This is a genomic window from Telluria sp. LT2P34 (assembly GCF_059685915.1).
Window position 1 is genome coordinate 25,013 of sequence record NZ_JCASIN010000001.1, and the last position, 25,820, is coordinate 50,832.

Below are 25,820 nucleotides of genomic sequence, written 5' to 3' on the forward strand. Positions count from 1 at the left end.
TCTCCGTTGGATCGTGCTTATGTTGGAATGCCTGCGCCAGCGCCTCCATTTTTGGTCCGGCCATTCTAAATTGGTTTGACCAATTAAGCAATGCGGACTAGCCAGATGCATATTTTGGTGTCATACTCGATCCGACTCGACACGGTCGGTGCTCCTATCGCTTCCGGCCGCATTCCTTACTTTGGGCAGATTCACTATGCACAGCATCCACATCGTCCGCGCCGGCCAGGACGCCGCGGCGAGCGCCGGTCTCGATCATCCTTCGGCCACGCCGCGCTACATCCGCATGCACGCCAACGACAACGTCGCCATCGTCGTCAACGACGGCGGCCTGCAGGCTGGCGCGGTGTTCGAGGATGGCCTGGTCTTGCTGGGCGCGGTACCGCAGGGCCACAAGGTCGCGCTGCGCGACCTGGGGCAGGGCGAAGCCGTGACGCGCTATAACGTCACCATCGGTTACGCCGCCAGCGACATCGCGGCCGGCAGCTGGGTGTCGGAAGCGAACCTGCGCATGCCGGACGCGCTGGACCTGGGCGGCCTGCCGATCGCCAATCGCGCCGCGCCCGTCATGGCGCCGCTCGAGGGCTTTACCTTCGAAGGCTACCGGAACGCCGACGGCTCGGTCGGCACGCGCAATATCCTGGCTATCACCACCACCGTGCAATGCGTTTCGGGCGTGGTCGACCATGCCGTGCGCCGCATCAAGGACACCCTGCTGCCACTCTACCCGAACGTCGACGACGTGGTCGGTCTGGAGCACAGCTATGGCTGCGGCGTCGCCATCGACGCGCCCGGCGCCGACATCCCGATCCGCACCCTGCGCAACATCAGCCAGAACCCGAACTTCGGCGGCCAGGCCATGGTCGTCAGCCTGGGCTGCGAAAAGCTGCAGCCGGCGCGCCTGTTCCCGAAAGGCTCGATCCCGATCCTGAACGGACGCGACCCGGCCACGGTCTGCCTGCAGGACGCCGGCCACGTCGGCTTCATGTCGATGATCGACTCGATCGTCGCCACCGCCGACCAGCAACTGAAGGTATTGAATGCGCGCCGTCGCGAAACCTGTTCGGCGGCCGACCTGGTGGTCGGGGTGCAGTGCGGCGGCAGCGACGCCTTCTCCGGCGTCACCGCCAATCCCGTGGTCGGCTTTGCCACCGACCTGCTGGTGCGCGCCGGCGCCACCGTCATGTTCTCGGAAGTGACCGAAGTGCGCGACGGCATCGACCAGCTGACCGCGCGCGCCGCGGACCCGCAGGTGGCGGCCGCCATGATCCGCGAAATGGCATGGTACGACGCCTACCTGAAGCGGGGCGGGGTCGACCGCAGCGCAAACACCACGCCGGGTAACAAGGCCGGCGGCCTGTCGAATATCGTTGAAAAGGCCATGGGCTCGATCGTGAAATCCGGCTCCGCCGCCATTTCCGGCGTGCTGGCGCCGGGCGAGAAGCTGGGCGCCCGGCGCGGTTTGATTTACGCTGCGACCCCGGCTTCGGACTTCATCTGCGGCACCCTGCAGGTGGCGGCCGGCATGAACATCCATATCTTCACGACGGGCCGCGGCACGCCCTACGGGCTGGCGCCGGTCCCGGTGATCAAAGTCGCCACGCGCAACGACCTGGCGCGCCGCTGGCACGACCTGATGGACGTGAACGCGGGACGCATCGCCAGCGGCGAAGCGAGCATCGAAGACGTCGGCTGGGAGCTGTTTCGCCTGATGCTGGACGTGGCGAGTGGGCGCAAGACCTGGGCCGAGCACTGGAAGCTGCACAACGCGCTGACGCTGTTCAACCCGGCGCCCGTGACCTGAGCGCTTTGCCTGTTTTAAGATGAGCGAAGACTGTCTGGACGGAACCTAGAGTCCGCCGGCCAGCCGCAGTATCCAAGTAGTGCCCCATAACGAGACGAAACAACATGCGAACCGAGACCATCAAGCAAGCGGCTGCGCCCGGGCAGGCCACTCCGGCCAATTCCGCAACATCCTCCAGGATCGGCAGCTACCGCTGGACCATCTGCGCACTCCTGTTCTTCGCCACCACCGTCAATTACCTCGACCGCCAGGTCCTCTCCCTGCTGGCGCCGGACCTGACGAAAGAATTCGGCTGGTCGAACACCGACTACGCCAACATCACCGCCGCCTTCCAGTTCGTGTATGCGATCTCGATGCTGTTCGCGGGCCGTGTCGTCGACCGCCTCGGCACCAAGGCCGCGTTCGCACTGGCGATCATCGTCTGGTCGATCGGCGCCATCATGCATGCCGGCGCGATCGGCCTGGGGCAGGGCGCCAATTCGCTGCTCACGACGCTGGGCATGGCCGCGGTACCGGTCTCGGTGATCGGCTTCATGATCGCCCGCGCGGTGCTGGCGCTGGGCGAGGCCGGCAACTTCCCGGCCGCGATCAAGGCCACGGCCGAATACTTCCCGAAGAAGGACCGCGCTTTCGCGACCGGCATCTTCAATTCGGGCGCCAACGTCGGCGCCGTGCTGGCGCCGCTGACGGTGCCGCTGATTGCCGCCACCTGGGGCTGGCAGGCCGCTTTTGTGATCATCGGCGCGATCGGCTTCGTCTGGCTCGGCCTGTGGATGGTCTTTTACGAGAAGCCGACGCAGCAAAAGCGCATGACTGCCGCCGAACTGGCCTATATCACGCGCGACGACGCGCCCCTGGCCGCCGACGGCAGCGTGGCCGGGCGTCAGCTGTCCTGGTGGGCGCTGCTCGGCTACCGCCAGACCTGGGCCTTCGCCTTCGGTAAATTCATGACCGACGGCGTCTGGTGGTTCTTCCTGTTCTGGCTGCCGAAATACCTGGCCGCGCAGTACGGGATGACCAGCAGCGACATCCAGTGGCCGCTCGCCATCCTCTACAGCATGACCATGATCGGCAGTATCGGCGGCGGCTGGTTCCCGACCTATTTCATCAACAAGGGCGCCAGCCCCTATGACGGCCGCATGAAAGCCATGCTCCTGATCGCCCTGTGTCCGCTGGTGGTACTGCTGTCGCAACCCTTCGGCTACATCAGCTTCTGGGTCCCGGTGATCCTGGTCGGCATCGGCGCCGCGGCCCACCAGGCCTGGTCGGCGAACCTGTTCACCACCGTGTCGGACATGTTCCCGAAACGCTCGGTCGGCTCGGTGGTCGGCATCGGCGGCCTGGCCGGCGGCATAGGCGGCGTGCTGGTGACGAAAATCGGTGGCTGGCTGTTCGACCACTACGGCGCCCTGGGCCAGATCCAGACCGGCTACACCATCATGTTCACCTTCTGCGCCGTCGCCTACCTGATCGCCTGGACCGTGATGAAGACGCTGGTGCCGCGCTACGCCGAAATCCGCGAGCCGCAGGCATGAGGATGGACCTGCACCTGGAACGGGTCAGCCGCGAGCGCAGCCTGGTCGGCGAATGCCCGGTCTGGAATGCGCTGGAAGCGGCCTGGTACTGGGTCGATATCCCGGCCAGGACGATCTGGCGCCTGGACGCGCGCGGGGCACTGACCAGCTGGACGACGCAGGAAATGGTCGCCTGCATCGCCATGGCGCGCAATGGCAGCATCGTCGCCGGCATGGAGACCGGCATCTTCCGCCTGCGCCTGGACGCGGACGGGACGGTCGCGCAGGAGCGCCTGGCTACGCCTTTCGCACTAGGCGAGGGCATGCGCTTCAACGACGGCCGCTGCGACCGCCAGGGCCGCTTCTGGAGCGGCACCATGTTCATGGACATGGCGGCCGAACAGGCGATCGGCCAGCTGTATCGGTATTCAAGCGACGAAGGCCTGTCCGAACCCGTGGTCTCGAACCTGCTGACCCAGAACGGCCTGGCGTTTGCGCCGGACGGGCGCACGATGTACCTGTCGGATTCGCACCCAGGCAGCCAGCAGGTGTGGGCCTTCGATTACGACGTCGATTCCGGCACGCCCTCGAACCAGCGACTGTTCGTCGACATGCGTGCCCACCCGGGGCGCCCGGATGGTGCGGCGGTCGACGCCGACGGCTGCTACTGGACCTGCGGCAACGACGCAGCCTGCATCCTGCGCTTCACGCCCGAAGGAAAGCTGGATCGCAAGATCGACCTGCCGATGGCCAAACCCTCGATGTGCAGCTTTGGCGGACCGAATCTGGATACGCTGCTGGTGACCTCGATCAGCGCCGGCCAGGATCCGCTCGACCCCTGGGCCGGCGCGACCATCCTGCTGCGCCCGGGTGCGCAGGGCATCGCCGAGACGCCCTTCGGCGGATAAGCTTCGCTGGTCCGGCTGGTCACGTCTCCGGCGATTTCCTCCAGAAGAAGACTTCATCGACCGGGCGCGCGAACACGTCGGCGATTTTCATCGCCAGTTCGAGTGAAGGCGCGTAGCGCAGGCTTTCCAGGGCGATGATGGTCTGGCGCGTGATGCCGACGGCCCGCGCCAGCGCCTCCTGCGACATTTCTCCATGCTCGAAGCGGAGGCGCCGCAGTTGGTTATCGATAGGCGATTCCTTGTTCATGCGGTATTGCGGCCGGCAGCGCGCAAGGCCGAGTAGGCGTTGACGCAGAATAAGCCATAAAAGATGTGGGCCACCATCCAGCAGCCGATAACGAGGTGCACGAGCATGTCGATCGAGCGAAGAGGGCTACCTTCATCGAGCAGCAGGGCGAACCATACGACCAGCGCGGCCTGCAGGCATAGCAACAGGTAGCAGGAGACTGACAAGGCGCGCGCTGCGATACTGGAATCGAGCTCGTCGTGGGTGGCGTGCGGCGCCTGGACGATCCACTGCGCCGCGAAGGAAGCGGCAACGAGGATCCACAGTTCGTCGGCCATCTTTCGCGTCGCCGGTGCATGGATGTCGAGACCGGGTCCAAGCTGGTAGAGCATTGCAAGGAAATAGCCCAGGCAGACCAGCGTTCCAGCGATGGACAGCAGGCTGGAGCGCTCAGCGGCGTCCGGGGCGGATTCGTCCTGCTGCCAGCGGCCACGCAGGCGACTGGCGGCAAAGACCAGGATCGCCGCACCGACGAAGCCTGCCCTGACAGGCAGGAAGGACTGTGCCAGCAAGACGCCGAGCACCGAGCAAACGGTCAGAACGAGAGCGATTGGCATGGCAGTCCTCATGTAAGGTGTAGGTTACATCATGTAATGTATACCTTACATGTTAGCGCCGCTTAATACAATCAAAATCGCAGGGGTGTGGGGCTTGACCCGGAATAAGCACGAGCGGGCCCAGGGGCAGACAATCAGACTGAACACCCCTCGCTTTACGCGCACAAAATGGAAGGAGTCTGAAATGAAACCTGTGACCTCGAAAGCCTTGCTGGCCCTTGCCCTGGCCGGCATCTCGGGCACCGCACTTGCAAACGATGATCGCATTTTCGAAAGGAAACCCTGCGCCATCGCGTCCACGACGGTCGCCACCATCCAGGCCCAGCTCGCCCGCGTCGCGACGATGAACAACGGCGGCCTGTTCAGTCCCAGCAAGATGTGGTCGGCGGTCGTCGACCGCCAGGGCGTGCTGTGCTCGGTCATCAAACTGGGAGACGCCTGGCCCGGCAGCCGGGCGATTGCGATTGCCAAGGCCTACACGGCCAACGGTTTCAGCAACGACCAGTTGGCGCTCTCCACGGCCAACCTGTATGCGCCGACCCAGCCCGGCGGGCCGCTGTATGGGCTGAACAATTCGAATCCCTTCAACCCCGACTTCCTGCCCCAGGGCAGCGGCATCGGCCGCGTCGCCGGCGGCGTGATCACCTTCGGCGGCGGCGTGCCGCTCTACAGCTCGGGCAAGGTCATCGGCGGGCTGGGACTGAGCGGCGATACGGCCTGCGCGGACCATGCGATTGCCTACCGCATGCGCAGGATGGCCAACCTGGGGCTGGACCGGGTGCCTGCCGGCGTGGCGTCCGACGGCACCGACAACATCATCTACGCGCCAGCCGGGACTGCGCCGACGGGCTTCCAGCATCCGCACTGCGGCGCCAACGATGTGACGCCCTGAGCGGCTTGCATCGGGCTTGTCTTCTCAGCGCGCGCCGAAGCTCACCTTTACCGGATTCTTCGCGCGCGCCGCGGCTTGCGCCACATACGCCGTCCAAGCCTCCTGCGATACGATCTGCCCGGCCCGGTCCCAGGCCGCACCCGCGTAATAGCGCAGCGGCTTGCCCGACTCGACTTTCGCCAGGACCAGGTGGTTCAAGCCATCCTCGGCATACCCGCTGGCGCCCGGTAGCACCACCGCCGTGCCCATCGCGCCATTGCTGGCCTGCTGCACCCACTGCAGCAGCGAAGGATCGCGCTCGTTCTTCAGCACCGCGATGCTCGGGTCCTGGTTCTTGTCCGACGGCGACTTGTTCAGCCCGACCGCGACCGTTATCTGCCGGGGGCCGCTGAATGTAAAAGTGCTGTCGATCTGGTCGAGCTGGTGGCCGGCGTCGACCGTGAAGCGCTTGACTTCCGTGACCATGACGCCGCCCGCGTCCCAGCTGTCGTAGCTCAGTTCGAACACCGCGCGCACGGGGCCGTTGGCGAGCACCTTCCACGACTTGTAGTTGGTGCTGGTGAAGAGGGCACTGCCGTCCCAGACGCCGGTGCCGCCGCAACCGCGCGACTTGCCGACCTGGTACATGTCCATGCCTTCGCCTTCGTCCTTGTGATAATGGTCGTGACCCTTGTTGTACCAGCGGTCGACGATCGGATAATCGACGCGTTTGAACCAGACATCGAGGCCGCTGGTGACCAGCACTTCCTTTACGATGCCCGCTGCGGCCGGCGCGGCCAGGGCAGGGCCATAGGTGCGGTGCGCAACGCGGTCGTTTTCCCAGGCGAAGTCGTCGAGGCGCTCCTGCACGTAGCGCGCGGACACTTTGGCCGGGAACACCGGCGCGAGCGTCTCGCTCTTGTCGACCGTGAAGCTGGCTGACTGTTCGCCGGCCGCAAAACTGTGCTGGAAAATCAGCTCGCCATAGGCCGCGCCGATGTTCTTCGGATCTTTCGCCTGCGGCGCGACATTCGTGACCTGGTGCGGCAGCACCCGGCCCTTGCCGTCCTTGACGACGATGCGCTGGATCAGGGCGCCGGGCAGGGCGCGATTGACCTCGCTCCAGGCAATCGTGATCGTTTCCGATGGACGCGCGATCGGGAGATCGTGGCTGGCCGTGACGGTCAAGCGCTCGGCGGCGCAGGCAGTGGCCGGGACGATCAGCGCACAGAGGGTCAGACTCAGTAAGTTCGGATGCATGCGGTGCCTCGATCAGTGATGTTCGCGGTAGTTGGTCTGGCCGCCCTTGGGCACGAAGTGATAAGTGCGCACGCGGTGCTCGATGTTGAAGGCGGGGTTCTTGACCAGCTTGATGATCTCGGCGCCGGCCAGCAGCGCCGGGCCATAGCCGTGCAGGGCGGCGGTCGAGGTAGGGCGATGGTAGTAGTAGACCTGGTCGCTGGCGAAGGTGGTGCCGACGCAGGTGCCTTCGACCTGGCCCTTGTCGTTGATCCTGGTCGACAGCCCGGCCCAGCCGGCCAGCGCGATCGAACCAAAGGTGGTCGGGCTGACCCAGCCTTCGTTGACCGCGTGCGCGAATACATAGGTGAAGATGGCGCTGGCCGAGGTTTCCAGGTAGGAGTCGTTCCGGTCCAGCATCTGGTGCCACAGCCCTGTGCCCGACTGGTATTGCGCGATGCCCTTCAAGGAAGTGCGCAACTGCTGCAGCACCTTCGGGTAGCCCGGATGCTCTTTCGGCAGCACGTCGAGCAGGTCCGACATCGCCAGCACGGCCCAGCCGTTGGCGCGGCCCCAGTAGAACTGCGGCGCGTCCGGGTTGTTGGCGTTCCAGCCGTGCGTATAGAGCTTGTTCTGCGGGTTGAACATATAGCCCGACATCTGCAGCACGTTCTTCACGGCGTCGTCGTAGTAGGCGCGCTGGCCGGTCATGCGGCCCAGTTCGGCCAGGGCGGGCACGCCCATGTACATGTCGTCGGCCCACAGCGATACCGCCTGCGGACGCTCGCGCGCCAGGGTGCCATCCTTCAGGCGGAACTGCTGCTTTGCCACCCAGTTGCCGCACACCTGAATTTGCTGCGCCAGGTCGGGGCCGACTTTGGCGACGCGTGCACGCATCATGGCGGCGCACATCGAGCCGGCGTCGTCGAGCGAGCGCGGATCGAGAAAGCGCGAGAAGGGATTCGCGCGTTCGAGCTTGAAGCTTGCTTCCTGGGCGCGGAAATAGGGCAGCTTGTCGGCGAAGAACTGGAAGTGGCGCGCGGTCATGGCGGTGAAGCGCTTGTCGCCGGTAACTTCCGCCGCTTTCAGCATGCCGGCATGGACGACGCCCATCTCGTAGACCTGCAGGCCGAAGTCGGCATCGCCCTCCTGCATGACCGCGTCCTTCACTGGATTGGTAAAATCCGTGATCGGGGCGCGGGTCGACTTGTTCACGACAAGCGACGGTGTTTGCGCTTCCATATAGCCGCGGATGCGGTGCAGGGCGGCCGTGATTTCCGCTTCGACCGGCTTCTTGTAAGGTACCGGATAGGTGCCTTCCCCTGCGTCCTTCAGCGCATTCTTGTTGTCGGGATTGCGGTAAGGACCGTCGGCGAGGGCGTCGCCATGGAGCAGAACAAGGGAAAGGGCAGTGGCAACAAGGGTGGCAAGCAGCTTGGTCGGCAGGTTCACGGTTGTCTCGATAATTGTTGTTATGTTGATCGGTCGATCTGGTCAGGCCATTCTAATGTGGTCCGACCGCATGCGCAAGGCGGACTAGCCGGTTGAGGTTTTTTCATGGCATACTCGCGGCACAGGCTTTTTTATCCAATTCCACAGGAACGACCGGCATGAGCAACCTTGCACCCATCAAACCATTCAAGCGCATCCTCCTCACCGGCGCTGCGGGCGGCCTGGGCCGCATCCTGCGCGAACGCATCAAGCCCTGGGCCGAGATCGTGCGCCTGTCCGATGTCGCCGACATGGGCGAGCCCGGCGCAAACGAGGAGATCGTGCGCTGCGACCTGGCCGACAAGGCCGCCGTCCTGGCGCTGATGGAGGGCGTGGACGCGGTGCTGCACTTCGGCGGCATCTCGACCGAGGCGCCTTTCGAAGACATCATGCAGGCCAACATCCTGGGCGTCGCCAACCTGTACGAGGCGATCCAGAAAGAGGGCGTCAAGCGCGTGATCTTCGCCAGCTCGAACCATGCGGTCGGCTACTACAAGACCACCGACATGCTCGACGCCAGCATGCCCGCCCGCGCCGACAGCATGTACGGTATCAGCAAATGCTTCGGCGAGACCATGTCGCGCTATTACTACGACCGCTTCGGCGTCGAAACCGTCTGCATCCGCATCGGCTCGAGCTTCCCGGAGCCGGCCAACAAGCGCATGATGTCGACCTACTTCAGCTACGACGACCTGACGGAGATGCTGCGCTGTTCGCTCTTCGCGCCACGCGTCGGCCATACCATCGTCTTCGGCATGTCGGACAACCCGAGCGTCTGGTGGGACAACCGCTACGCGCGCCACCTTGGCTACAAGGCCAAGGACAGCTCCGAGCAATTCGCGGCCAAATTCCCGGATACCGCCGAGTTCCCGGAAAAGGACGACATCACCACCATCTTCCAGGGCGGGAAATTCCTGCTCGACGGCCCGATGTACCGCTAAGGCGCTGCGTGCAGGTCATCCATTTGCGTAGCGGCGCCCTGCATGCCGAGGTGCTGCCGGAGGCAGCAGGTGGCCTCGGTCGGCTCGACTGGCTGCGCGGCGGAGAAAGGCATGCTTTGCTGCGCCCGTATGTGCATGCGGCCGGCGCGCCGATGCCGGCCACCTCGCAGCTGGCCTGTTTTCCACTGGTGCCGTGGTCGAACCGGATCGCGCCGCAGGGCTTCGTGTTCGAAGGCCGCGCCGTCACGCCTGCGCCGAACCGGCCTGGCGAACCTTGCCCGATCCACGGCGATGGCTGGCAGCACCCATGGAACGTCCAGGCGCAGTCCGACTCCAGCGTCAGCCTGCTGCTGGACCGGCGCGCCGCCTCGCTGTTCTCCTACATTGCGCGCCTGCGCTATGCCCTGCTGGACACCGGATTGACCGTGACCCTCGAGGTCACCAACACCGGCACTGCGCCGCTGCCCTTCGGCCTCGGCCTGCATCCATGGATCGAGCGCCGCGAGGGCGTCATGCTGTGCGCACGCGCCACAGGCACCTGGTCCCCCGGCCCGCTCGGCTTGCCGCTCGAGCCGATCGCAATCCCGCCCGAGTGGGATTTCGCAAGGGCGCGCTCGCTGCCGCCAGGGCAGGTCGACCATGTCTTTCGCGGCTGGGACGGCGAGGCCGAGATCACCTGGCCGGATACGGGGCTCACGCTCGGCGTGCAGGCGGACATGGGCTACTTCATCCTGTACACGCCGGTTGGCGCCGGTTTCTTCTGCTTCGAGCCGGTCGACCATGCGATCAATGCGCATAACCTGCCTGGTGGGGCCGAGCAGAATGGATTGACCAGGCTTGCTCCGGGGCGCACGCTGGCGCGGCAAGTGGTTTTTCACGCGCGCCAAAAATAGCAGGGGGCTGCCGATGCGCTCACGCTGTTCGCTACTCTTCCTTGCCCTGCTGGCCGGCTCCGCCGTCGCCGCCGAGAGCTACACGGCCGACACCACCTACGCAAAACTGGCGCCCAAATACCCGTTCATCAAGATCGCGAGCACGGATGCGCCGGCATCGGTCCAGGCTTATCGGGACCTCACGTACACGAACATCGATGGACGCGCGCTGCAGCTCGACCTCTACCTTCCCGCGCAGCGCGGCAAGCAGCCCCTGCCCGGGATCGTGCTCGTGCACGGGGGCGGCTGGCGCAGCGGCGTGCGCGCGAATATGGCGCCAATGGCGGTCCGGATGGCGCAGCGCGGCTACGCGGCGGCCACCGTCAGTTACCGGCTCTCGCCCGAAGCCCGCTATCCTGCCGCGATCCACGACGTCAAGGCGGCGGTGCGCTGGATGCGCGCGAATGCGGCGCGCCATGGCATCGACCCCGGCCGGATCGCGGTCGGCGGAGGCTCGGCCGGCGGCCAGATCGCCAGCCTGGTCGGCGTCACCAAGCTCATCGGCGCCTTCGATCCCGGCCGCCTCGGGAGCGAGGTCTCGAGCGCCGTGCAGGCCATCGTCAACATCGACGGGCTCTCGGACTTCACCTCGCCCGAAGCCCGCAAGCACGAGGACGATCCCGCCAGGCAGCCGTCGGCGGCGGCTGCCTGGTTCGGTGGACGCTATGCCGACAAGGCCGCACACTGGATCGAGGCTTCGCCGACCTTTTACGTGGATCGGGACACACCGCCGATCCTGTTCATCGGCAGCGGCCAGGCGCGGTTTTCGGTCGGGCGCCAGGAAATGATCGCGAAGATGGATGCGGCCGGCGTGCCAAGCCGCGTCGTGCTGTTTCCCGACACGCCGCACAGCTTCTGGCTGTTCGATCCCTGGCTCGATCCGACGGCCGATGCGATGGCGCGCTTCCTGGACGAGCATATGGGACCCTCGACGACGATCAGGGCGCCGGATCCCAGCCCTGGCCGCCCCCGAAGCCGCTGAATATCACCGCGCGGCTGCCGAAGCGCTGCCGTGCTTCGTCGTCACTGAGCAGGTAGCCGCCGCTGCGCCGCGACAGGTCGAGGCGTTTGCCGGCCAGGTCCATCGTTCCATGCTCGCGCCAGCCGTGGGCGGCGCTGGCGATTAGCGGATTGGGCGCCGGTTCGCGCCCCACGCCAGGCCCGGCCCAGCCGGCGGGAGCCACGTGCTCGCCCATCCTGCACCCGATGAAGGCGACGTTATCCCAGGTCGCCATGGTGCCCGGACTGCGCGCCAGCCAGGTCGCCCCGGGCGGCACAGCGTTGCCCTTCGGTCCCGGCCCGTGCGTCAGGCGGCTGTTGAGGAATACGAAACCCGGATCGCCCTGCGCCACGGTACGCGCCTGCACCACATAGCCTCCGGACGCCGGATTGCCGCTGTCGCCGACCGAGCGCAGTTCGCTCTCTTCGAACAGCGCGGCGCGGTTGGCGCCCCAGACGAAGTCGACGTTCCCTGCGATCAGGGTCCGGTAAAACCAGGCATAGCCCTTTACCTGGATCGTGTCCTGCTCGCTGAAGAAGCTGGCGTTCTTCGCCACCAGGCGGCCGCCATCGACATTGAAATACACCGTTTCGGCCTGGCCGGAACGCGTGTGCGCGCGCAGGGTCGTGTTGCGCAGGGTCAGATTCTCCAGCACCAGCAGGTCGGCTTCCTCGACCATCAGCAGCGAGCGCCCGCCGGAAAACCCGGGCGAGCCGGCACCCTGGGTCAGGCCGGATCCGGGATTGAGACCGTCGTTGTTGGTTGCATGGATGACGACGCCGTCGCGGCTTTCGCCCTTCAGATGCAGATTGTCCTTGCCGAGCACCAGCAGCAGTTCCTGGTAGCGGCCATTGCGCACGTCGATGGTGACCGGCGTCGCCTTGTCGAAAGCGCGCATCGCATGGTCCAGGGCACCCTGCACGGTGCGGAAGTCGGCCGGGCCGTCGTCGTCGACGGTCAAGCTGGCGCTGGGTGCAGGTGCTGCAGCGGCGGTGCGAAAGGTCCAGCCGCCGGCCTTGCCGATGCCGCGAAAAGGCGATCCGCCAAGCGTAGCGCTGATCACGCCGTCGCCGACCACCACATAGTAGGCGGTATCGTAGGCCAGCCTGCCGCTGTGCGGACGGATCGACACCGTGTTGCCGTCGACCGTGACCGGCTGCATGCGCACGTGGCGCGCACGCGCCGCCCCAGGCGCGCCAATGGCGCGCACTTCCTCGCCGACGCGGATGACGTCGACCAGCGCATCGTCGGACTGGCGATGGATGCGCACCGAGCCGGCGGCCAGGGCCGGCGCCGCGTCAAAACGGATCGATAGGGGCGTGTCGGGCGGCACCGACTGGCCGCCTGGCGTGGGGGCCACGGCCTGGCCGAGCGCGACTGCTGCGGTGGGCGCCGCGAACGGCGCGCCTACCGTGGCCAATAGCGTGCTGCGCAGGGCCGGATCGTCGCTGGCGGCAAGCAGGATGCGCGCCGTGCCCGCCGATTTCGGCGTGATCGTGATGCCTTGCGGGTCGACGCTGACGCTGGCCACCTGCGGGTTGCTGGAACGGGCCGTGAAGCCGAGCCGGCTCACGCCATCGGCGGCGACGGCGCTGATGGCAATGCGCTGCGGCGGGTCGCCGGCCTGCGCCGTAAAGTCCGGCGCGGCGAGGGAAGGGGCCAGGCTCGGCGGCTGCACGCCGGGAACGCCGGCGCGCAGGTCGTCAAGCTCGAAAGCGCCGCCCTGGCTGTAGAGGCCGATGCGCGCGGCGCCCGCCGGTGCTTCGGCGGTGCTTGCCGGGACCGGGGCGGTCGTGATCTTTTCGCCGTCGAGGTAGACGGCAAGCTGGCCCTGGCTCGTCTGGAAACGCAGCATGGCGAATTCGCCCTGCGCCAGGCGTGCGCGCGGCACGTTTTTCAAGGGCGTCAGCACGCCTTCCTGCATCCTGACCAGCTGGACGTGCATGGTGTCGCCCGCTGCCGGGAAGTGCAGCCCCGCGCCGATCCAGTTGCGCGCGTCGGTATGGCGGCCTACCAGGTAGAGCTGGCGGCCCGCCGGGGCGCCCGGCCCGGCCCGCAGGCGGGCCTCGACGAAGGCGTTGGCGGGGCCGAGCGCGGTCAAGCGCGGGTCGCGCGACAAGGCCAGAACGGGGTCGGCGGCGCTGAAGCGCAGCACGCGGTTGCGCCGGCCGCGCGCTTCCGGGCGCACTGTGGGCGCTGTTGATGCCGGTCCCAGGACTTCCCAGACGCCGCCGGCTATTGCTGCGCCCTCGAACCCTTCGCACATGATGATGCCGGACGTCGGGCAGCCCGCGACGGCGGCGCGGGCGACGATGCGGCCGGCGCCCGCGCTGGCCATGACATGCTCGCGCACCGCCTCGGCCGCGCGCGGCGCAAACGCGTACGGCAGGGTGAAAGCGGGAGTCGGCGCCACGCCGCACGGGGCCAGCGTGCGCCCGTTCAGGAGCGAGCCGCTGTCGGTGAACACGCCGGCATCGTCGCTGCCGAAGGCACGCACCGCGTCCTGGCAGCTGCGCGCGCCGGCGATGTCGAATGCATTCGCGTGCGAGACGATGCGGGCGGCTTTCGCTACCCCGACGCCATATTCATATCGATAAGTGCGGTGCTTGCGGTCGCCAAGGTGGTAGTTGTTAAACAGGTGCACCTGGCCGAAGCGCACGCGCGGCGAGCGGCTGGCGATGTGCTCGAACAGGTTGTTGCTGATGGTGACGCGCAGGTGGCCGGCGTCACCCGTGGCCTTGTCGCTGGCGCCGATCAGCATGTTTTTCTGGTGCAGGGAAAAACGGTTATAGGACACGGTCACGAAGTCGGCGGCCTCGCGGATATCGAGGGCGCCGTCGTGGCATTGCCTGGGCTTGCCATTTTCGACCGGCAGCGTGTCGTCGGTGTCCGGCGCATCGGTGAAGCTGTTGTGGTCGACCCAGACATGGCTTGCGCCGACGATCGAGATGGCGTCGAATTCGGCGTTCCAGTTGCCCTCGGCGCCGTCGTTCGGATCCCAGCGCGGCGCCACGTCGCAGGGATTGCGCAAGTTCAGGTTGCGGATGATGACTTGCGAGACCTTCGCCACCATCAGGTTGGCGTTGATGAAGCCGGCCTTCGGGCCCAGCCCGACCAGGGTGGTGCGGCTGCGCAGGCGCACCGTGCCGCGCCTGGCCTGGTCGGCGGCGTCGGTGAAAGGCCTGCCTTCGCTCATGTCGATGACGCCGTCCACCTGGATGATGCGGCTCGACGCGTGGGCAAGGGCGCTGCGCAGTTGTTGCGCGCTGCTGACCGTGATCACGTTCGCGCTATCGGCATCGGCGCCGCCGCGCGTGCCTGCGCCATACGCGGCCCAGCCATCGAGCGGCGCTTCCTGGCGCGCAAACTCCGCCGCCGCTGCTGCATGGCCGCGGGCGCCCGGCAACAAGGCCAGGGCGGCGGCCAAGGCAATCAGCAGGGACGCCTGCCTCATGGCTGCGCCGCCGCCATGCTGCTCTTCAATGCGGGGAACAGGCGCGCCAGCTCGCTCGCCACCATGTTCGAGAACAGCTGCGCGCCCTTGTCGCCAAGGTGGGTGCGGTCGAAAGCGCTTTTCGGTGCGCCCAGGGGTTCGATGGCGCCGGGCGTGGCCGGCGCACCGTAATCGGCCGGCTTTGGCGCCTGGGCCAGCGTGTCGGCCTCGTCCTGTCCCAGCTTTTGCACGTGCGCCGCGCTGGCGGCATTCAGGTCGATCATGGCCGCGCCCTGTTCTGCGGCGACGCGGCGGGTAACGGCGGCCCAGGGCGCCAGGTCGTCCTTCAGGTAGGCGCCCTTGAAGCTGCGCCGGGTCAGCGGCGTGACGAGTACCGGCACGCCGCCAAGGGCGCGCGTTTCAAGCACATAGCGCTCGATATTGCGGGGAAATTCGTGCACCAGGTCGGTCGAGCGCCCGGGTTTGCCCGGCTGGTCGTTGTGGCCGAACTGCACCAGTACATACGTCGCCGAAAAGGCCGCGCCATCCTTCAGCAGCGCCTGCACTTCGTCCCAGCGGCCCTCGGCGCGAAAGCTGCCGGAACTGCGCCCGCCGCGCGCCAGGTTGATGCAGCGCGAGCCCGCCCTGAAGCGGGCGCAGAGCGCGTCGCCATAGCCGCTGCGGGTGGCCATGGTCGAGTCGCCGACGAGGATGATGCGCACGGGTTTCACGGCATCGGCGGCGCAGGACGGGGCGGCGATGAGAGACAGCGCGAGAATGGTGGCGGCGTGCTTCATGGAGGCCTCGAAGGAAGACAAGGTGCGGCGCTTAGAAGGTGTAGTCCGCGCGCACCGTAAAGGCACGGCCGATCGGCTTGGCGATGTTACGCGCAAACACGACGCGCGAGGACAGGCGCTGGTTCGACAGCGGCGGCTCGTGGTCGAACAGGTTGTTCACGCCGGCGCCGATCTTGAACTTCGGCGTGACCTTGTACGTCGTCGACAGGTTGTAGACGCGGTAGGGGTCGATCACGTTGAAGAAGGGCTGGCCCGGCTTCTGGGTGGCCAGGGCATTCGTGTCTTCGTAGCTGGACGAATACTGCTGCGTCAGCTGGGCGAAGAAGGGACCATAGTTCCAGTTCACGCGCGCCGTGTGCTTCCACTTGAAGACATAGGTATTCGACGAGGTCGAACCGGTAGCCAGGGCCCCGACGCGGCCGACGAAGTCGATCCATTCGCTGCCCACTTCGTTCTGGCCTTCGTAGGCGTCGGTGTAGGTGCCGTCCAGCGAAGCGCCGAAGCGGCCCCAGTTCGAGGTCGGGAACTGGTAGGCCAGGCCGATGTCGACGCCCTGGGTCTTCAGGCCGCCCATGTTCAGGCGCGTCTTGGTGATGTACTGGAGCGAACCATCGGGATTGCGCACGAACAGGTCTTCGTACTTGGCGATGTCCCTGAAGATGGTCGCTTCGTCGATCTGGGCGATCGTGCCCTTCATGTCGATCTTCCAGACGTCGACCGTGGCCAGGAAGTTCTTGAACGGCTCGACCGCGATACCGACGGTATAGGTCTTCGCTTTTTCCGGCTGCAGGTCGGGATTGGCGCCGGTCAGGGTCGTCAGGCGCGTATTGCAGACGCGCGAGGCGTCGGCGGCGGCGGCCGCATGGCGCGGATCGGTCGTCTGGCGGCCGGTATTCGGCACGTTCGACACGCCGCCCGGGCACAGCAGCGGATCGTCCCAGACCGACGTGGATGGCGTGAGCGTGCGCGGGGTGCCGTACAGTTCCGGCAGGGTCGGTGCGCGGAAGCCGGTGCTGACCGTACCGCGCAGCATCAGGGATTTCAAGGGTTGGTAACGGAAGCTCGCCTTCGGGTTGAAGGTCGAGCCGAAGTCGGAAAAATGGTCGCCGCGGACGGCGAAGTTCAGGTTCAGCGCTTTCGTGACCGGCGCGTCGACTTCGACATACATGCCGGCGACCTTGCGCTGGCCGCTCGGGTTGCGCCCCGGCGTGCCCGAGCCGTTGTACACGACTTCGTTGCCGAGCATGCTGGAGTTTTCCTCGTAGGTCTCGCGGTGCCAGTCGCCGCCGACCGCCACGCCCAGGGCGCCGCCGCCAAGTTCCATGAAGGTGCGCGAGAGGTTGAAGTCGCCGCCGTAGTAGCGCACGTCGGCATAGCGATAGGCCTGGCCGTCGACCGAGATGCTGTCGAGGTAGTCGCGCCCGGCCTGGTCCTGCGGGCCGAAGGGGTTCAGGGTGCCGTCAGCGACGCCGGCATAGACGCCCGGCGTCTTGAGATAGCCGCTTTTGTAGCCGACATCGCGGTGGCTGTAGGCGTAGGAGGCGCCGATGCGGTAATCCCAGCCCTGGAATTCGCCTTCGTCGGCGATGACCGCGCGGTGATTCGTTTGCACGTCGTGGCCGATGGCGGCGCCCAGTTCGTCCAGGCTCCAGTTCAGCGACAGGTCGTTGTTGTTCAGGCCGGCCACGGCCGGCACGCCGCCGCTGTTACCCGGATACCATTTGCTGGCCCTGGTGATCAGGAGCGGACGGCGCGCGCCCGAGCGGTCGTAGTCGACGTTCGCACCAAAAGGCTGGGGCGCGTCGCCGGCGTCGATATAGGTGCGCGCCAGTTGCAGTTCGACGGTGAGCAGCTTGCCGTCGCCGTGGGCCAGGCTGCCCTTGGTGAACAGGGTGGTCTGGCCCGCTTCCGGCAGCAGTTCCGGATACAGGGTCGGATCGGTGATGCAGACCCGGCTGCCGGCGCCCGAAGCGCGGGTCGACGGGATCGTGGTCTGGACCGCGAACGGGCTGGCGCAGCCGGCTGCGAAATACGGATTGCCGGTGATGGTATTGGCCGCCGACTGCGGCGCGCGGCCACCCGGATACACGGTGAAGTTGGCGGGCGAGGCGGCGCCGACACTCGAGGAATTCGGCACGAAGGCGGTGCCGCCGAGGGCCACGATGGTGGCCGGGTCGGTGATGTTCGGGCGGTCTTTCTGCAGCAGCCTGGTGCGCTTCTGGGTGTCGAAGGCAGTATAGATGTTCCAGCCATCGGCCCCCAGGTCGCCCTTGCCGGCGACGAAACCGAAGCGGCGCTGCTCGCCGCCGCCGGATTGTTCCGGCTGCACGGCGCTGGCGCTGAGCGAGATGTCCTGGATCGATTTCTTGGTGATGAAGTTGACTACGCCGGCAATCGCGTCGGTGCCGTACAGGCTCGAGGCGCCGTCGCGCAGCACTTCGACGCGCTCGATCGCGGCCATCGGAATCACATCGACGTTGACCGAGCTGTCGCCCACGGCCTCGTTGGCGAGGCGGCGGCCGTTGAGCAGGACCAGGGTGCGGTTGGTGTTCAGGCCGCGCATGTTGATCATGGTGCCGCCGCCACCGCCGCCGACCGGCTCGTTGGTCGAGGCGACGGTGAGGGCGGTTGCCACCTCCGACATCGTGGTCAGGCCACGGTTGATCAATTCGTCGGCCTTGATGGTGGTGAGGGGCAGGGCGTTTTCGGTGGCGAGGCGCTTGATCGACGAACCGGTGACTTCGACCCGCTGCATCGGCGCTTCCTGGGCGGCGGCGTGTGCGGCCAGGGTGAGCACGGCGACGGCGACGGCCGAAAGATGGAAGCGTGGTTGGGTCATGCGTGGCCCGGTAATGCTGCTCTGGTGTTTCACTGCGTGTCTCCTGCGTAGGTCGTCAATCGCGTCCGGTTGTGTCCCCGGATCGCTCGAATGGATTGCTTGCGATTGCCTGCGGTAAGCGACGCGGCAGGCGGATCGGCACCAAACGATTGTACTTTGGTCTGGCCAGTTCCGCAATCTGGACATGCCAGTTAATTCACTGGCCTGATCGGATCAGCGAGGCAGAGAACAGGGAGCGGGGACGTGATGCAGGAAGTTCGAGGAATCTGGCAGGAGGGGGCAGTGCGCGCCGCGCCCCTGTGCAGGGCGCGGCGGTATTGCCGAAACCCCGAGCGGCGGGGTTTCGTGACACGGTGACGATCGATCAGCGGCGGCAATTCATGCGCAAGGTTTCGCCCTCGCGCGCGACAACCCGCATCGCCTCGTCGCCGCCGCAGCGGTAGACCACGCTCAGGCGCTTCTGGACTTGTGGCGCTGGGTCGCCGCACAGGTGGTTGCCGGCCTGGATGACGCCGCCACTACGGTCGACCTCACGGCGCACTGCCTGGCGCGCATCGCACATGGCACCGCGTGCGCCGTATTCGGCCGATTCGATGCGGATGGCGTTGCGGCCCTGGCCACGGCCACGGTCATCGCGGTAATCGCCGCCGGCGCGCTGGGCGGCGGCGAAGCCGTCGTCGTAGCCACGGCGATACTCGGCGCTTTGTGCAAAGGCGGATGTCGACGCAACAGCCAGGGCCAGGACGGCGGCGGTGCGGACGATGGTCTGGTTAACAAATCGCATTTTTCTTCTCCTGATTGAATGATGGATGGATGCTATCGCGCAGGATGAGTCCGGTCTGTACGCTTAACCACAGTGTCTCAGGGAATGCGGTAAAAAGTTGTCAATCGCGCTGTAAGAGAAGTTTCAATGTGTAAGCGGCAGGGGCCTTGCCGCCCGCATCAGCCGCGCGAGAAGGTGCGCGTCACGCGGTCGAGGTGGGCCCGCATCGCGGTGCGCGCGCCGGCCTGGTCGTGGGCGGCGATCGCGGCGAAGATGTTGCGGTGGTCGATCAGCGTCTGCTGGCGCAGCTCTTCGGTCTGGAAGTGCTCCTTGAGCTTGTGCCAGAGCGAGCCGCGCTGGCTCCACAGGTATTCGATGACGCCGACCATGGCGCTGTTGCCGGTCGCGCGCGCGATCGCGAGGTGGAAGTTGCGGTCGGCCTGCTCGTTGCCGCTGCGCTCTTCGTGGTGCTGCTCCATCTCGAGCACCGCCACGAGGATGGCGTCGATCTGCGAATCGCTCGCGTGCTTGGCCGCCAGCCCCGCCATTTCGACTTCGATCAGGCGGCGTGCCGCCAGCACCTCGAACGGACCCGGACCGGCCGCGGGCACCTCGGCCACCGGTGTGGCCTGCTCGCTGACATACACGCCCGAGCCGCCGCGCACCTCGATCGTCCCGCCGAGCTCGAGGGCGATGAGCGCCTCGCGCAGGGAGGTGCGGCTCACGCCCAGCTTCAGGGCGAGGTCGCGTTCGGACGGCAGGCGCTCGCCCGGCTGAATATGTTCATCCCGGATCAATTCCTCGATCTTGCCGGAGACCACGCGGTACAGGCGCGGCTCGCTGGCGCCGGCTTCGCTGGGCGCGGTAGTCTTCTTCATGATTGCGTGTGTCCTGATCAGGTGGTGGCGATGCCAAAACTAGCGAATCTTAGTTTGGTCGGCCCGATGTTGCAAGAGACTCAAGAAAATAATCGGCAGAATAGTCACGCGGCGGGCGGCGATCCGGCGCCTTCGCCCATGGCCTGCGCGCGCTGCAGGCGCTCGCGGCTGTTGCCGAGGTGGGTGCGCATCGCCGCCCGCGCCGCGTCCGGATCGCGGCGCTCGATCGCGCCGAAAATGTCCTCGTGCTCCTGGATCACGCGCTCCAGGTAATGGGCCGGATCGTCCTGCGCCAGGTGCGCGGAATTCAGGCGCGCGCGCGGGATGATGTTGGTGCCTAGGTGGCGCAGGATGTCGTGAAAATAGCGGTTGCCCGCGCTCTGCGCGACCAGCAAGTGGAACTGCATGTCCGCTTCCACCGTTTCGACGCCATTCCTGGCGCACTGCTCGAAGCTGTCCAGCGCCGCGCGCAGCTGCACCAGCTGGTGCTCGCTGCGGCGCTCGGCCGCCAGCCCGGCAGCCTCCGTCTCCAGGCTGATGCGCAGCTCCAGCAGGGCCAGCACGTCGCGCATGGTGACCACGGTGGCCGGATCGAGCCCGAGCGCCGGCGGCGGCGGCGCCAGCACGAAGGTGCCGATGCCGTGCCGCGTTTCGACCAGGTTGGCCGCCTGCAGGTGCGAGATCGCCTCGCGCACGACGGTGCGGCTGACGCCGAAGAGGCGCATGATTTCGGACTCGGTCGGCAGCTTGTCGCCCGGCGTCAAGCTGCCGCCGCGGATGCTGTCCCCGAGGTGGGCGATGACGCCCTGGGCCAGGTTACGGTGTTTTTTCAGGGGCGCCTGGACTTGCAGGGGTGGGTTCATGGTCGGGGAAAAGGGTCGCGGGCCGCAGCTGCGGACTCCGCGATTATACGCACTGCTTTTCCCCTTGCCGCACTCCCTTACTTGCGGCCGATGGTCGCCTGCTTGACCGCCTGCTGAGCCCCGTCATCGACCGCCCGCACCTCGACCGTCCACGGCCCCTTGCCCGACAGGACCACCGGCTTCGAGAACACCAGGGTGTCGCCCTGCTGCGCGAACGCGGATTTGTCGAAGCTGTGCAAGACCTTGCCGGCGGCGGTCACGACCTGCACGCGCGCTTCCTTGATGCTGTCCACGCCATTGGCGTCCTTGACCCTGGCGCTGATCGTCACCGGCTGGCCGCTGGCTACTTTCGTTGCGCTGGTGCTCAGTTCCGCCGTTGGCGGCACGTTGTCCGGCACCGTCACCTCGTACTTGCCGGTGTAATCGGTCGACACCAGGTTGACGCGGCCGTCGACCCGCACATGCCACTCGCCCGCCTGCGGGAACTTGACTTCGACCGAACGGTATTTCTGGACCGTCGTCAGGCCCGCCGACTGGGCGGCGAAGTTGACGCCCGCCGCCGGGTCGATGCCGGGCGCAAACAGGGTGATGTAGAGGTTGTTCGCTTCGAGGGCCCAGGAGGCGTCGGCAAACAGCTTTACCGCTCCCGGCTCGACCGTGACCTTGTGCAGGCCATAGCCGGTGTTGGTCTGGAAGGAGTTGATCGCCGCCGCGCCGGCATAGGCGCCGCCGCTCACGCGCATCGGGCCCGGATTGAAGCGCACCAGGTCGTCTTGGGTGACGACGCGCGGGATGGCGCCGGCGTTCACCGCATCGACGGCCTTGCGGGTGTCGACGAAGCCGGCGCCGGCGTCGAAGGTATCGTAGCCGTTCATCACCGTCTTGTTGGCGCTGACTTCGAGCAGGCGGATGATGTCGAGCGGCGCCAGTCGTGCACCGCCGCGCTTGTCCTGCGCCTGGTGCACCAGGGCCGCGATGCCGCTGACGTGCGGCGTGGCCATCGAGGTGCCCGACGCGGCGCCGTAGTTGGTGCCGCTGGCCGTCATCGGGTGCGCCGGGTTCTGGGCCGAGACGATGTTTTCGCCGGGCGCGACGATGGCGGGCCGGTCGATGCCGAGCGGGCGCGCGGCGTGGTCCCATACCGCCTGTTCCTCGCCGCTGGCGGCCAGGAACAGCTGCAGGTTGGCCAGCGCCAGCTCGCGGTCGTAGTTGCCGTCCGGACGGCCGCGCGACGAGAAGCCGGTCACGCCATAGGCCTTGTTGGTGGCGCCGATACCCAGGCCGTAAGGGGAATTCGAATACGGGTTCATCGTGTTCGGGCCCGGTCCGTCGTTACCGGCCGCGAAGATCGACAGGATGCCCTGTTCGAACGCGAGGCGCGAGGCGACGTTGGTTGCCTGGTTCGGGTTGAAAGGTCCATAGGTGGAGCTGCCCCAGGAATTGCTCAGTACGCGGATGTCGGCTTCGCCGTCGCGCACGCTGGCAATCACGTGGTCGTAGGCTTCCAGCGTGAAGGGCAGGTTGATGCCCGTGCTGGCGCCATAGCTGATGATGTTGGCCTTGGGCGCCATGCCGCGCTGGTGACCCTCGGAATCGAGACCGGTGCCGGCGATGGTGCCGATGCAATGCGTGCCATGTCCGTATTCGTCGGTGTTCCAATGGGTGCCCAGCGTCGTGTGGCGCTCGACGATCGCCGTTTCGACGTCGATCCCGTTCGGGGTCAGCGACACGTAGACCTGGCTGGGGTCGTTGCCCAGCGCGCCCACCGCTTCGTAGTTCTTCCTGACGTTGCCGAGATCCGGATGCAGGGCGTCGGCTCCGGTATCGATGATCGCGACCGTCACCCCGGCGCCGTCCAGGCCGAGCACCTTCTGCACTTCCTCGGCGCGGGTCAGGACCCGGCCTTCGGCGTTGAACAGGCGCTGCTTGCGGCTGGGCTCGATGAACCGGGTCTCGGGCCAGCCGGCGACCTGCCTGATCTGGTCCCTGGTCAGCAGTACGCGCGCCATCGGCAGTACCCGGTAGGTCTTGACCTTCTGTACCAGGGTGGACAGGCGCGATGCGCTTTCCTTCTTGTCGAAGACGACGATGACGTCGTAATACACGTTCGACAGCTGCTTGTTGAGTTCTTCGGCGAAGAGGGAATCGATCCTGGCGGCGGCGACGGTTCCGGACACCGTGGCGGTGCCGGGCAGGATGCCGGTGATGGCGGCATTGGCCAACGGGCCCTGGGCGCCGAGTGCCATGACGAGTGCTGCAACGAGGGTAAAACGACGGCGGTTTGTACTCACGACGATGCTCCTTGATAGCTATTGTTATCGGATGCTCTTGGTGAAAAACGGCATTTCCGTGTGCCGCCTGATGAGTATTTCGTTGACATGAAGACAGGTCAAACGTGCATACATGTGTCACAAGTTTATTTTACGAATTTGCAAAAAATTGTTGTCTTTTTGCCAGTGCACAATTGTGCGCAAGAAGATTTATGCTAAGCCGTCCCGCATAATTCACGCTCCATGCTCGTCCTGTGTGACGCACCGTACAGAAGCATGTGCCCGCTTGGCCGACCCTGTACTTTCACCCAGGAAAAAACAGAGGAAGCACACATGAGCGACAAGAATTCGAAGCGTCCGCAGGCAGCGGCAACCCCGGCCGAGCGCGGGACGGGGGGCGAACTGCATCAGCACGCCGGGGGCGAGCACCCGGCGCTGACCACCAATCAGGGTTTGCGGATCTCCGATAACCAGAATTCGCTGCGGCCGGCGAAGCGCGGACCGACCTTGCTGGAAGACTTCGTGTTGCGCGAAAAGATGATGCACTTCGATCATGAGCGCATCCCGGAGCGCATTGTCCACGCCCGCGGTTCGGCCGCGCATGGCTATTTCGAACTGACCGAATCGCTCGCCCAGTACACGCAGGCGCGCGTGCTGAGCGAGGTGGGCGTGCGTACGCCGCTGTTCACGCGTTTTTCGACCGTGGCCGGCGGCGCCGGTTCGCCCGACACCCCGCGCGACGTGCGCGGTTTCTCGGTCAAGCTGTATACGGTCGAAGGCAACTGGGACCTGGTCGGGAATAACATCCCCGTGTTCTTCATCCAGGACGCCATCAAGTTCCCGGACCTGGCCCATGCGGTCAAGCAGGAGCCGGACCGCGGCTACCCGCAGGCCGCTTCCGCCCACGACACCTTCTGGGACTTCATCTCGCTCACGCCCGAGTCGATGCACATGATCATGTGGGCCATGTCCGACCGCACCCTGCCGCGCTCGCTGCGCATGATGGAGGGCTTCGGCGTGCACAGCTTCCGGCTCCTGAATGCTGAAGGCGAATCCACCTTCGTGAAATTCCACTGGCGCCCGAAGCTGGGCCTGCAATCGACCATCTGGGACGAAACCGTCAAGATCGCCGGCGCCGACCAGGACTATCACCGGCGCGATCTGTACGAATCGATCGATGCCGGGGACTTCCCGGAGTGGGAACTGGCGGTCCAGCTGTTCACCCAGGAAGAGGCCGACGGCTTCCCGTTCGACCATCTGGATCCGACCAAGCTGATCCCCGAGGAACTGGTGCCCTTGAAGGTCGTCGGCCGCATGGTGCTGGACCGGAACGCCGATAACTTCTTCGCCGAGACCGAGCAGGTGGCCTTCTGCCCGTCGAACGTCGTGCCGGGCATCGACTTCAGCAACGATCCGCTGCTGCAGGGCCGCCTGTTCTCGTATCTCGACACGCAACTGTCGCGCCTCGGTTCGCCCAACTTCCACCAGCTGCCGATCAATGCGCCGAAATGCCCGTTCGCCAACCACCAGCGCGATGGCCACATGCAGATGCAGGTGCCGAAGGGCCGGGTCGCCTACGAACCCAACTCGCTTGACCGCAGCTCGCCGCGCGAAGACCCGGTGCAGGGCTTCCGCAGCCATGCCACGCCGGCCGATGCCGGCGAAAAAGGACGCGTACGTCCGGAGAGTTTCGCCGACCATTACAGCCAGGCGCGCCAGTTCTTCATCAGCCAGACCCCGCTGGAGCAGGCCCACATGGCGTCGGCGCTGGTGTTCGAGCTGTCCAAGGTAGACACCGTGTACATCCGCGAGGCCATGGTCGGCCACATGCGCCACATCGACGCCGGACTGGCCGAGCGCATGGCCGATGGACTCGGCATGGACACGCTGCCGCCGGCGCCGCCGCTGGCAGCGCCCGTGCAGGACCTGCCGCCGTCGCCGGCCTTGCAGATCGTCGGCAAGATGAAGAACACGCCCGAAGGCCGCAAGATCGGCATCCTGTTTGCCGACGGCTCCGATGGCGCCGTGATCGAAGCGCTGCGCAAGTCGGCCAAGGCGGCCGGCGCGTCGGTCAAGCTGATCTCGCCCAAGGTCGGCGGGGCGCGCCTGGCCGACGGCAGCATGCTGGCGGCAGACGGTCAGCTTGCCGGCACGCCGTCGGTGCTGTGCGACGCGGTGGCGCTGGTGCTGTCGAGCGAGGGTGGCGCCAAGCTGGCCAGGGAAGCGGCGGCGGTCGACTTCGTGCGCGACGCTTTTGGCCACCTGAAGGCGATTGCGCATACCGAGGGCGCGGCCGCGCTGCTGCAAAAGGCGGGCGTCGAGAAAGACGACTTCATCATGGCTGCGTCCGACGCCGACAAGCTGGTGGCCTGCGCCGGTACCCGTCAATGGGAACGCGAGCCATCGGTGCGTACGCTGGCCTGAACCTGGAGGC

19 protein-coding genes are annotated in these 25,820 nt (G+C 66.3%); 8 read left to right on the forward strand and 11 right to left on the reverse strand.

Annotation, left to right across the window (positions count from 1 at the left end; all coding sequences use genetic code 11):
* The first annotated feature begins 286 nt into the window (after nucleotides 1-286).
* From garD to AC56KZ_RS00120, 3 genes are all read left to right on the forward strand, one after another.
* Entirely contained in the window at nucleotides 287-1,804 is a 1,518-nt protein-coding gene (gene garD / locus AC56KZ_RS00110) for a galactarate dehydratase (RefSeq protein ID WP_497161187.1), read from the forward strand.
* Between the two features lie 104 nt (nucleotides 1,805-1,908).
* Complete coding sequence (locus AC56KZ_RS00115; protein WP_497160100.1) at nucleotides 1,909-3,339, forward strand: MFS transporter; 1,431 nt, start codon at nucleotides 1,909-1,911, stop codon at nucleotides 3,337-3,339.
* Nucleotides 3,340-3,341: 2 nt separating this feature from the next.
* Nucleotides 3,342-4,226, forward strand: a complete 885-nt coding sequence (locus tag AC56KZ_RS00120; protein ID WP_497160101.1) for an SMP-30/gluconolactonase/LRE family protein — start codon at nucleotides 3,342-3,344, stop codon at nucleotides 4,224-4,226.
* Between the two features lie 19 nt (nucleotides 4,227-4,245).
* Here the strand turns inward: AC56KZ_RS00120 and AC56KZ_RS00125 are convergent, their stop codons facing one another.
* Complete coding sequence (locus tag AC56KZ_RS00125; protein WP_497160102.1) at nucleotides 4,246-4,473, reverse strand: helix-turn-helix transcriptional regulator; 228 nt, start codon at nucleotides 4,471-4,473, stop codon at nucleotides 4,246-4,248.
* Nucleotides 4,470-5,069 carry a hypothetical protein gene (locus AC56KZ_RS00130; protein WP_497160103.1) on the reverse strand — a complete coding sequence of 200 codons (600 nt, stop codon included), beginning with the start codon at nucleotides 5,067-5,069 and terminating at the stop codon, nucleotides 4,470-4,472. Before AC56KZ_RS00130 ends, AC56KZ_RS00125 begins: the two co-directional genes overlap by 4 nt.
* 184 nt (nucleotides 5,070-5,253) lie before the next feature.
* Between AC56KZ_RS00130 and AC56KZ_RS00135 the strand changes: the two genes are divergently transcribed.
* Nucleotides 5,254-5,961, forward strand: a complete 708-nt coding sequence (locus tag AC56KZ_RS00135; RefSeq protein WP_497160104.1) for a GlcG/HbpS family heme-binding protein — start codon at nucleotides 5,254-5,256, stop codon at nucleotides 5,959-5,961.
* Nucleotides 5,962-5,985: 24 nt separating this feature from the next.
* Here AC56KZ_RS00135 and AC56KZ_RS00140 read toward each other — a convergent pair whose 3' ends face one another.
* A complete protein-coding gene (locus AC56KZ_RS00140) occupies nucleotides 5,986-7,200 on the reverse strand; it encodes a BT3233 family polysaccharide utilization protein (RefSeq protein ID WP_497160105.1) in 1,215 nt (404 codons plus the stop codon).
* A gap of 12 nt (nucleotides 7,201-7,212) precedes the next feature.
* Complete coding sequence (locus tag AC56KZ_RS00145; protein WP_497160106.1) at nucleotides 7,213-8,631, reverse strand: glycoside hydrolase family 88/105 protein; 1,419 nt, start codon at nucleotides 8,629-8,631, stop codon at nucleotides 7,213-7,215.
* 158 nt (nucleotides 8,632-8,789) lie between these two features.
* Here AC56KZ_RS00145 and AC56KZ_RS00150 point away from each other — a divergent pair, with 158 nt between their 5' ends.
* The 3 genes from AC56KZ_RS00150 to AC56KZ_RS00160 are packed head-to-tail and all read left to right on the forward strand — an operon-like array spanning nucleotide 8,790 to nucleotide 11,525.
* Nucleotides 8,790-9,611, forward strand: coding sequence for an NAD-dependent epimerase/dehydratase family protein (locus AC56KZ_RS00150; RefSeq protein WP_497160107.1), 822 nt, complete (start codon nucleotides 8,790-8,792; stop codon nucleotides 9,609-9,611).
* A gap of 8 nt (nucleotides 9,612-9,619) precedes the next feature.
* Nucleotides 9,620-10,504, forward strand: a complete 885-nt coding sequence (locus AC56KZ_RS00155; protein ID WP_497160108.1) for an aldose 1-epimerase — start codon at nucleotides 9,620-9,622, stop codon at nucleotides 10,502-10,504.
* Between the two features lie 13 nt (nucleotides 10,505-10,517).
* A complete protein-coding gene (locus AC56KZ_RS00160; protein ID WP_497160109.1) occupies nucleotides 10,518-11,525 on the forward strand; it encodes an alpha/beta hydrolase fold domain-containing protein in 1,008 nt (335 codons plus the stop codon).
* Here the strand turns inward: AC56KZ_RS00160 and AC56KZ_RS00165 are convergent.
* The 7 genes from AC56KZ_RS00165 to AC56KZ_RS00195 all read right to left on the reverse strand — a co-directional run bounded on the left by AC56KZ_RS00165 (nucleotide 11,482) and on the right by AC56KZ_RS00195 (nucleotide 23,407).
* Nucleotides 11,482-14,997, reverse strand: coding sequence for a pectinesterase family protein (locus AC56KZ_RS00165; RefSeq protein ID WP_497160110.1), 3,516 nt, complete (start codon nucleotides 14,995-14,997; stop codon nucleotides 11,482-11,484). The genes AC56KZ_RS00160 and AC56KZ_RS00165 overlap by 44 nt on opposite strands.
* Nucleotides 14,994-15,773, reverse strand: a complete 780-nt coding sequence (locus AC56KZ_RS00170) for a rhamnogalacturonan acetylesterase (RefSeq protein ID WP_497160111.1) — start codon at nucleotides 15,771-15,773, stop codon at nucleotides 14,994-14,996. Before AC56KZ_RS00170 ends, AC56KZ_RS00165 begins: the two co-directional genes overlap by 4 nt.
* 31 nt (nucleotides 15,774-15,804) lie before the next feature.
* Nucleotides 15,805-18,645, reverse strand: coding sequence for a TonB-dependent receptor plug domain-containing protein (locus AC56KZ_RS00175; RefSeq protein WP_497160112.1), 2,841 nt, complete (start codon nucleotides 18,643-18,645; stop codon nucleotides 15,805-15,807).
* A 331-nt stretch (nucleotides 18,646-18,976) separates the two neighbouring features.
* Complete coding sequence (locus AC56KZ_RS00180) at nucleotides 18,977-19,396, reverse strand: hypothetical protein (RefSeq protein WP_497160113.1); 420 nt, start codon at nucleotides 19,394-19,396, stop codon at nucleotides 18,977-18,979.
* Nucleotides 19,397-19,554: 158 nt separating this feature from the next.
* Nucleotides 19,555-20,253 carry a FadR/GntR family transcriptional regulator gene (locus tag AC56KZ_RS00185; protein WP_497160114.1) on the reverse strand — a complete coding sequence of 233 codons (699 nt, stop codon included), beginning with the start codon at nucleotides 20,251-20,253 and terminating at the stop codon, nucleotides 19,555-19,557.
* 104 nt (nucleotides 20,254-20,357) lie between these two features.
* Nucleotides 20,358-21,116, reverse strand: a complete 759-nt coding sequence (locus AC56KZ_RS00190; RefSeq protein WP_497160115.1) for a FadR/GntR family transcriptional regulator — start codon at nucleotides 21,114-21,116, stop codon at nucleotides 20,358-20,360.
* Between the two features lie 77 nt (nucleotides 21,117-21,193).
* Nucleotides 21,194-23,407, reverse strand: a complete 2,214-nt coding sequence (locus AC56KZ_RS00195; protein ID WP_497160116.1) for a S8 family serine peptidase — start codon at nucleotides 23,405-23,407, stop codon at nucleotides 21,194-21,196.
* A gap of 312 nt (nucleotides 23,408-23,719) precedes the next feature.
* Here AC56KZ_RS00195 and AC56KZ_RS00200 point away from each other — a divergent pair, with 312 nt between their 5' ends.
* Entirely contained in the window at nucleotides 23,720-25,810 is a 2,091-nt protein-coding gene (locus tag AC56KZ_RS00200; RefSeq protein WP_497160117.1) for a catalase, read from the forward strand.
* The last annotated feature ends 10 nt before the right edge of the window (nucleotides 25,811-25,820 follow it).